Raw genomic sequence first — 8,304 nt, forward strand, 5'->3', positions numbered from 1 at the left:
TTGTAGTCCGGGCCGGGATTGAAGAATCCGGTGCAGGAAACCGTGATCAGGTGGGTGATGTCCCGCGCCTCGACGCCCGGGCAGGCATCGAGGGCTTTTTGGGCTGCTTCAATGAAAAGCTTGGTCGCTTCCGTGGCGAAGATGCCGTTCCGGGTTTTGGTGCTGGGGCTGAGCACCAAGCCGGTGGCGGGGTCGAAGAACTGGGGGTTTTCCGCCTGGCTGTCCGCGGTGAGTTCCTCCACCGCCGTGTGCCGGGTGTCGATGGCTGCGGAGTCAAAGCACGTGTTGACGAGCCGGGATCCGAGCCGGGTGAGGCCCGGCTGGGCGGCGAACACGGCCCTGGCCTCGGGCTGGACCAGGATGGTTGGCGGGACTGCAGTTTCCAGAGACCTCAGGTAGACCGTCATGGTTCATTCTCAGCGAGCCTGCCGCCAAAGACAATGGAACGGCCGGAGATTCAGGAACACCTTCGGGCTGGACAACTCCGGCACGACGTAGCACGATCGCACTTGTGACCAGCAAACCCGACCGGGCGCAGCGCTTGCGCGACCTCGCGCTGTTACGCCGCGTCCGCGACCGAATGGACCGGGAATACGCACAGCCGCTGGATGTCGAGGCCCTCGCCCGCGGCGCCCACATGTCCGCCGGGCACCTCAGCCGCGAGTTCCGCCTGGCGTACGGCGAGTCGCCGTACAGCTATCTCATGACACGGCGCATAGAACGCGCGATGGCCCTGCTGCGCCGCGGCGACCTGAGCGTCACCGAGGTCTGCTTTACGGTCGGCTGCTCGTCGCTGGGCACCTTCAGCACCCGCTTCAACGAACTGGTTGGCGTGCCGCCCAGCGTCTATCGGCGCGAGGCTGCGAGGGCGACCGCGGGGATGCCCTCGTGCGTCGCGAAACAGGTCACCAGACCGGTCAGGAATCGAGAAGTCCCGGCCCCCGAACCGCAACTAGCATGAAGTCCATGGACATCAACATTCACGCGAGTTTCCTCCCACACAACGATCCCGACGCCGCTTTGGCCTTCTACCGGGACACCCTCGGCTTCGAGGTCCGCAACGACGTCGGCTACGGCGGGATGCGCTGGATCACGGTCGGCCCGGCCGGCCAGCCGGACACATCCATCGTGCTGGAACCGCCGGCCGCCGATCCCGGCGTCACCGACGAAGAGCGYGGCACCATCGACGAGATGATGGCCAAGGGCACCTATGCGCGCATCCTCCTGGCCACCAAGGACGTCGACGCCACCTTCGAGCGGCTGCAGGCCAGCGGCGCCGAGGTGGTCCAGGAACCGACAGAGCAGGCCTACGGGGTGCGCGACTGCGCCTTCCGCGATCCCGCGGGCAACCTGATCCGCATCCAGCAGCCGATCTAAGGTGGCCGCCGGCCACCGCCGGACCAGCCGCCAGCTGGTTAGATAGAGCCAGTCGACGACGACGGGGACGCGTGGGGCTGCCCCGCCCAACAGATGGAGACACGATGAGCATTGCCACGAGCACGGACACGCAGCCGCCCGAGCTGCATGAAGCGGACAGCCACGACCTGATCCGCGTGCAGGGCGCACGGGAGAACAACCTCAAGGACATCAGCGTCGAGATCCCGAAGCGCCGCTTGACGGTGTTCACCGGCGTGTCCGGCTCGGGCAAGAGCTCGCTGGTGTTCGCCACCATCGCCGCCGAGTCGCAGCGGATGATCAACGAGACCTACAGTGCGTTTGTGCAGGGCTTCATGCCCAACCTGGCACGGCCCGAGGTGGACCTCCTCGAGGGGCTGACGACGGCGATCATCGTTGACCAGGAGCGGATGGGCGCCAACCCCCGATCCACCGTCGGCACCGCCACCGACGCGAACGCCATGCTCCGGATCCTCTTCAGCCGCCTGGGCATGCCCCGCATCGGGCCACCGACTGCCTTTTCCTTCAACGTCCCGACGCGCAAGGCGAGCGGGGTGATGAGTACCGAGAAAGCCGGCGGCCGGGTCGAGCGGAGCGTGGTGCGCGATGTGGTCTACCTTGGCGGCATGTGCGCACGCTGCGAGGGGATGGGCGCGGTTTCGGACTTCGACCTCACCGCGTTGTACGACGACAGCAAGTCGCTCAGCGAGGGTGCCCTGACGATCCCCGGCTACAGCATGGACGGCTGGTACGGCCGGATCTTCAGCGGCGCCGGCTTCGACATGGACAAGCCGATCGCGAAGTTCACCAAGAAGGAAATGCACGACCTCCTCTACAAGGAGCCCACCAAGATCAAGGTCGAGGGCATCAACCTGACCTACGAGGGCGTGATCCCGAAGATCCAAAAGTCGATGCTCTCCAAGGACGTCGACGCCATGCAACCGCACATCCGGGCCTTCGTGGAACGCGCCATCACGTTCCAGACCTGCCCCGAGTGCGACGGCACCCGGCTGAGCCCGGAGGCCAGGTCCGCGAAGATCCAGGGCAAGAACATCGCGGACCTCTGCGAGATGCAGATCAGCGACCTCGCCGCATGGATCCGCGAGCTTGACGCCCCTTCCGTCGCACCCCTGCTGAAAGGCCTGCAGCACCTGCTCGACTCGTTCGCCGAAATCGGGCTGGGTTACCTCTCGCTGGACCGGCCGGCGGGCACCCTGTCCGGCGGCGAGGCCCAGCGCACCAAAATGATCCGGCACCTGGGCTCGTCCCTCACAGACATCACCTACGTCTTTGACGAGCCGACGATCGGCCTGCACCCGCATGACATCGAACGGATGAACCAGCTGCTGCTGCAGCTGCGGGACAAGGGCAACACCGTGCTCGTCGTCGAGCACAAGCCGGAGACCATCGCCATCGCCGACCACGTCATTGACCTTGGCCCCGGCGCGGGTACCGCGGGCGGCAGCGTGTGCTTCGAGGGAACCGTGGGAGGCCTGCGGGGGAGCGACACCATCACCGGGCGGCACCTCGACGACCGGGCCAGGTTGAAGGACTCCGTGCGCACCCCGTCCGGCACGCTCGAGGTGCGGGGCGCCTCGACGCACAACCTCAAGGATGTGGACGTCGACGTCCCGCTCGGCGTGCTCTGCGTCGTCACGGGTGTTGCAGGTTCGGGCAAGAGCTCGCTGATCCACGGTTCGGTGGACGGCCGGGACGGTGTGGTGGTGATCGACCAGGGCGCCATCAAGGGTTCGCGGCGCAGCAACCCTGCGACGTACACGGGCCTCCTCGAGCCGATCCGCAAGGCATTCGCGAAGGCCAACGGCGTGAAGCCGGCGCTGTTCAGCTCCAATTCGGAGGGTGCATGCCCCACCTGCAACGGCGCGGGTGTCATCTTCACCGAGCTCGGTGTCATGGCCACCGTCGAATCCACGTGCGAGGACTGCGAGGGACGGCGGTTCCAGGCAGCAGTTCTGGAGTACACGTTGGGTGGCCGGAATATTTCCGAGGTGCTGGCCATGTCTATGACCGAGGCCGAGGTGTTCTTCAGCGAAGGGGAGGCCCGCACCCCGGCGGCCCACAAGATCCTCGACCGGCTCGTCGACGTCGGGCTCGGCTACCTCACCTTGGGCCAGCCGCTCACCACGCTGTCCGGTGGCGAGCGGCAGCGCGTCAAGCTCGCCACCCAGATGGCGGAGAAGGGTGACGTCTACGTCCTCGACGAGCCCACCACCGGCCTGCATCTCGCCGACGTCCAGAACCTGTTGGGACTCCTGGACCGGCTCGTCGACTCCGGCAAATCGGTCATCGTCATCGAGCACCACCAGGCGGTCATGGCGCACGCCGACTGGATCATCGACCTTGGTCCCGGCGCCGGGCACGACGGCGGCCGGATCGTTTTCGAGGGCACGCCCGGCAGCCTTGTGGCCGCCCGCTCCACCCTCACCGGCGAGCACCTGGCGGCCTACGTCGGTTCAGTGGCTGAAAACGGCATCAAGTGAACGAATGCGGTGAATCGGGGGACTAATCTGGGGGCGTGGCAAGCATTCGAGACGCTCAAAAGCAGATGACCCGCCGGCTTTTCCTCGACAAGGGGCTGGAGCTTTTCGAGGAGAAAGGGTTCGCCGCCACCACGGTGGATGACATTTCCGCTGCCGTGGGCACCACCAGGGCAACCTTCTATTCGCATTTTCCGTCCAAAGCCCAGCTCATGCGCTCGCTCGTCGAGCGGTCCAACGAGATGCTGACGGAGGCCGATGTCCCGCCGCTGCATTCGGTGGTGGAGTCCGGGGACCGTGAGCTGATCAGGGTCTGGCTGGCCCGGAAATTTGACCAGTGGGCCGACATCCGCCCCTATGTGGTGGCGGCTCACCAGGCCGCGGCCAGCGAACCGGACATCCAGGCGGCTTTGGACCAGTGGTTCGACACGGCGATCGATGACATGCAGGCGATCACGCCGGCAACTGCCCGACGGGCATCATCGACAGAATCGAATTCCTTGAGCTGCGGAGCGGCTGAGGATTGCGTAGTTGTGGACCGCTGGGTAGCCGAGGATTGCGGGTTGGCCGCGCAGCCTGTGAGACACATAATCACACCGATTACTGCGATGGCTACCGTGCCCCTGCGTCTGCCTTCGTCCGTCATTGATACCCCCTCCCCCCGGAGGTTAGTTCAGCCATCCTTGCATACGACCGTCGTTGCGCACAGGAAACGAACGGACCTGAAAGAGCTGCACGCAGAAGTCCCCGTCCCAAATGGGACGGGGACTTCTTCGAAGAGCCAACCGATCGTTGGCCGCTAAAGTAGAACTCGCATACTTACGAGTCCAACTTTCGGGGACCAGGTCACCGAGGGGGCCTTCCGCTTTTACGCCCGTCTAGCCAGTGCTCAAATCCACTTCGGGGCGGCTGGAACCGTCCCGTCTTTCGCTTCAGTGCCGGGCCCGGTAGCTGTGACGCCGCCATTGCCGCGGCCGGCGGCCCATTCGACGACGGCGGCCAGCGGTCCGGAGACCACGGTGGGGGTCGCCGACGCCGTGTCCCCGAACGTGAGCTCGCGGTCGGGGACCTTAACCACGAGGCCTTTGTCGGTGCCGCGGGTGTGCCAGGCGCCGGTGATGTCCGCCAGCAGCCGTTCCAGCACCGGTGCCGGGATGTCTGCGAAGCTCGCGCCGTTGGCGAGGTCGACGGCGTGCATCCAGACTTCGCGGCTGCGCATCCACACCGTTTCCGTGGCGGGCACTTCCCGGCCCTGGATGGTGCGGACTTTGTGGTGCCAGGCGTCCCCGGGCAGGTCGCGCCATTCGACGTTCAGGTGCACGGCCGAGTGGTCGAAGAGGTGCCGGAGCGCGATCGGGCTCAGCGTGGCGCCGAAGTCGATCTCGTGGTCCCGGACCGCAGTGGAGGCGTACATAGGGGTCTCCACTCCGGTGGCCGCCCACTCGATGAGCCGGGCGATCGCCCGGGCGTTGTAGCCGATGTGCGCCGTGATGTGGCGGCGGGTCCAGCCCGGCAGCAGCGAATCGCCGTCGAGCTCCGAGTCACTGAGTTCATTGAGCTTGCGGGCGAAGAACGCCGTGCCGCGCCGGGCCTGCAGCAGCGCCGCGAGCAGTTCCGGGTCCGTCGTCTGGTCCTGGCGGGCAACCATCAGGCTTCCTTGATGACGCGGTTCTTCAGCTGGCCCAGTCCCTCGATGGTGGTGACCAGGACCTGGCCTTCCTGCAGGTAGCGCTTCGGGTCCTGGGCGTGGCCCACCCCGCCCGGGGTGCCGGTCGCGATCACGTCGCCCGGGTTCAGCGTGATGATCGTGGAAATGTAGGAGACCAGGAACTCCGGGGTGAACACGAGATCCCCGGTCGGGGTGCTCTGCTGGACTTCGCCGTCGACCGCGGAGGTCATCAGCGGGCCGGCGGTGAACTCATCCTTGGTGACCAGGGCCGGGCCGAACGGGGTGGACTTCTCCCAGGTCTTGCCCTGCAGCCACTGGATGGTGCGGAACTGGTAGTCGCGCATGGACACATCGTTCAGGACGGCGTAGCCGGCGATGTGGTCCGCGGCGTTGGCTTCGCTGATCCGGCGGCCTTTTTTGCCGATCACGACGGCGAGTTCGGCTTCCCAGTCGACGGCGTCGGATTCCTGCGGCAGGGCCAGGTCATCGTTGGGGCCGATCAGTGATTCCTGGTACTTGGCGAACAGGGTGGGGAACTCGGGGACTTCCCGGCCCATTTCCTTGATGTGGTTGCGGTAGTTGTGGCCCACGCAGATGATCTTGCCGGGGGAGGGGACCACGGCGTCCAGGTCGGCGCCCTCGGCCGGGTACGTGGCGCCGTTCGCCGCCTTCGCCGTCGCTTCCCAGCCCTGGGTGCGGAGCAGTTCTCCGACGTCGGCGAAGCCGTCGATCTCGGTCAGGGTGTCGCCGTCCTGGCGGACGGCCTTAGTTACTGTCTTGTCTCCAACAGAGGTGCGGAGGGTGAGGAGTCTCATTACTTGTTGCGTCCTTCGATGTAGGTGCGGTTGAAGTTCAGCCGTTCAAAAATGGGGGCGTCACTGAAGCGGAACAGATCAAACTGGGTTCCGGCCTGCAGCGACCATTCCTGCCACGACGGGACCACGAAGAGGTCGCCCTTGGCGAGGGTCCTGGTTTCGCCGTTGAGGACCACGGAGCCGGAGCCTTCGAAGACCTGCCAGACGCTGGAACCGACCTCGCGGACGGCCTCGGTGCTGGCCCCGCCGCGCAGGCGGTGGAATTCGGCCCGGATGGTCGGCATCACGTCCCCGCCGGTGGTGGGGTTGGTGTAGCGGACGGCGGCGTGGCCCTGGGACACAGTGGCCGGGTGGCCCTCGTCCTCGAGCAGCAGCTGCTCGGACAGGGCACGGTCCGTATGTTCCCAGCGGTAGGCCGCAATGGGGGAGCTCGTGGTGTCATCCAGGCCCGACAGCGGGCGCAGGCCCGGGTGCGCCCAGAGCCGCTCGGAGCGGGAGATGTCCGGGGTCGCCTCGTCGGTGACGCGCTCGGTGCCGAATTCGAAGAAGCCGGCGTCAGCGTAGTGCACGAACGGGATATCCAGGCCGTCGATCCAGGCCATCGGCTCATCGGTGTCGTTGTGGTGCCCGTGGAAGTTCCACCCCGGGGTCAGTAGGAAATCGCCGCGGGACATCCGCACCGGGTCCCCGTTCACCACAGTCCAGACCCCTTCGCCCTCGACGACGAAGCGGAACGCGTTCTGCGAGTGCCGGTGCTCCGGAGCCGTTTCCCGGGCGCCGAGGTACTGGATGGCCGCCCACAGCGTGGGGGTGGCGTATGGCGTCCCGGCCAGGCCTGGATTGGCCAGGGCAATGGCCCGGCGTTCCCCGCCCCGGCCCACCGGGACCAGATCGCCGGCACGGGCAGCCAGCGGGTACAGGTCGCTCCACCGCCAGACGTGGGGGACCGCCTTGGGGGTCGGGACCATCGGCATGAGGTCTGCGATCTCGGTCCACAGCGGGATCAGGTTTTCGCGGTCAAAATCCCGGTACAGCTCCTTGAGCTGGGCAGCTTCTTCGGGCGTCGGCTCCGGAGCAGTGTGCCCCGCGGCCACTGATTCGTGAGTCGTGTTCTCGGCGCTGATGGACACGTGGGCCTCCTCGGTAGGTCAGAACAGTTCTTTGGCGTAGTTCGACTCTACGGATGCCGGTGTGTGACCCCCAACATATTCTGCTGGTCAGAATTCCCGGAACCGGGCGGCCGCGGTGCTCAGTCCGGCTCGGCCGGGTTGGCCGCGATATCGATCTCCAGCTGCCGGCAGGTTTCCCGCAGGGCGGGGACCAGTCCGGCGTCAAACACGCGGCGGAAGCGGGTCGCCGGAGTGGCGACGCTGAGTGCGCCGACCACGTGCCCGTGCCGGTTGTGAAGGGCCATCCCGAGCGCGCTCACGCCCTCTTCCGTGCCTTCGAAATTGGCCGCGAATCCGTTGCTGCGGACGGAGTCAAGCTCGCGCAGGAACGCCGGGTACTCCGCGGCCGCAATGGTGTCCCCGCCAATCTCGGCATTGTTGCTGCGAAAGAGCTGGTCGATCATCGGCTGTTCCAGTTCGGCGAGCATGGCCTTGCCTCCCGACGTTTTGTTGGCGGCCATCACCGTCCCCTGCCGGTCACCAACCCGCAGCACATTGCTCCCTTCCACCGTCGCCAGGAAGCGCACTTTCGTCCCCACCCGCACCATGAGGTTCACCGTCTCGTTGAGCCGTGCAGAGAGAAGCTCCATGTGCGGCTGGGCCAGTGACCGGAGCAGCCGGGTCCAGCTCAGGCCGGCCGGCCCGACGCCCATTGCCGGGCCGGGGACATAGCGGCGGTTTTCATCCTGCACGGCGAAACCCCGGTAGACCAGCATCGCCAGCAGGCGGTGGGCGGTGGAGGGCGCCACGCCCAGCTC

The 8,304-nt window shown here is 66.4% G+C and carries 8 protein-coding genes and 1 pseudogene; 4 read left to right on the forward strand and 5 right to left on the reverse strand.

Annotated elements, in window-relative coordinates:
• Positions 1-407, reverse strand: a pseudogene (locus tag AC1D1S_RS16915) (type III polyketide synthase); the annotation flags it as partial.
• A gap of 104 nt (positions 408-511) precedes the next feature.
• On the opposite strand from AC1D1S_RS16915, the gene AC1D1S_RS16920 reads away from it, so the two are divergent.
• From AC1D1S_RS16920 to AC1D1S_RS16935, 4 genes are all read left to right on the forward strand, one after another.
• Positions 512-961 (forward strand): helix-turn-helix transcriptional regulator, encoded by a 450-nt coding sequence (locus AC1D1S_RS16920; RefSeq protein ID WP_028276331.1) that lies wholly within the window; start codon positions 512-514, stop codon positions 959-961.
• Positions 958-1,377, forward strand: coding sequence for a VOC family protein (locus AC1D1S_RS16925; RefSeq protein ID WP_223916337.1), 420 nt, complete (start codon positions 958-960; stop codon positions 1,375-1,377). The genes AC1D1S_RS16920 and AC1D1S_RS16925 overlap by 4 nt, the downstream gene beginning before the upstream one ends.
• Before the next feature lie 104 nt (positions 1,378-1,481).
• A complete protein-coding gene (locus tag AC1D1S_RS16930) occupies positions 1,482-3,896 on the forward strand; it encodes an ATP-binding cassette domain-containing protein (RefSeq protein WP_476944310.1) in 2,415 nt (804 codons plus the stop codon).
• A gap of 35 nt (positions 3,897-3,931) precedes the next feature.
• Positions 3,932-4,696: a TetR/AcrR family transcriptional regulator gene (locus AC1D1S_RS16935; protein WP_476994989.1), complete on the forward strand. Its 765-nt coding sequence runs from the start codon at positions 3,932-3,934 to the stop codon at positions 4,694-4,696.
• Between the two features lie 86 nt (positions 4,697-4,782).
• On the opposite strand, the gene AC1D1S_RS16940 is transcribed toward AC1D1S_RS16935, so the two are convergent.
• The 4 genes from AC1D1S_RS16940 to AC1D1S_RS16955 form a co-directional block, all read right to left on the reverse strand.
• A complete protein-coding gene (locus tag AC1D1S_RS16940) occupies positions 4,783-5,541 on the reverse strand; it encodes a maleylpyruvate isomerase family mycothiol-dependent enzyme (protein ID WP_476944317.1) in 759 nt (252 codons plus the stop codon).
• Positions 5,541-6,377 carry a fumarylacetoacetate hydrolase family protein gene (locus AC1D1S_RS16945; protein WP_459384731.1) on the reverse strand — a complete coding sequence of 279 codons (837 nt, stop codon included), beginning with the start codon at positions 6,375-6,377 and terminating at the stop codon, positions 5,541-5,543. Before AC1D1S_RS16945 ends, AC1D1S_RS16940 begins: the two co-directional genes overlap by 1 nt.
• On the reverse strand, positions 6,377-7,507 hold the full coding sequence (locus tag AC1D1S_RS16950; protein ID WP_243177549.1) for a cupin domain-containing protein: 1,131 nt from the start codon (positions 7,505-7,507) through the stop codon (positions 6,377-6,379). The genes AC1D1S_RS16945 and AC1D1S_RS16950 overlap by 1 nt, the downstream gene beginning before the upstream one ends.
• Before the next feature lie 119 nt (positions 7,508-7,626).
• Positions 7,627-8,304: IclR family transcriptional regulator (locus tag AC1D1S_RS16955; RefSeq protein WP_476994990.1), on the reverse strand; the 678-nt coding region annotated here is incomplete at its 5' end.

It is taken from the genome of Arthrobacter sp. P1_A5, from assembly GCF_056406825.1.

What these genes read in the sequence shown, in the direction of transcription:
- AC1D1S_RS16930 (WP_476944310.1), top strand. Translation starts at nt 1,482, where the DNA reads ATGAGCATTGCCACGAGCACGGACACGCAGCCGCCCGAGCTGCATGAA.
- AC1D1S_RS16945 (WP_459384731.1), bottom strand. Translation starts at nt 6,377, where the DNA reads ATGAGACTCCTCACCCTCCGCACCTCTGTTGGAGACAAGACAGTAACT.
- AC1D1S_RS16940 (WP_476944317.1), bottom strand. Translation starts at nt 5,541, where the DNA reads ATGGTTGCCCGCCAGGACCAGACGACGGACCCGGAACTGCTCGCGGCG.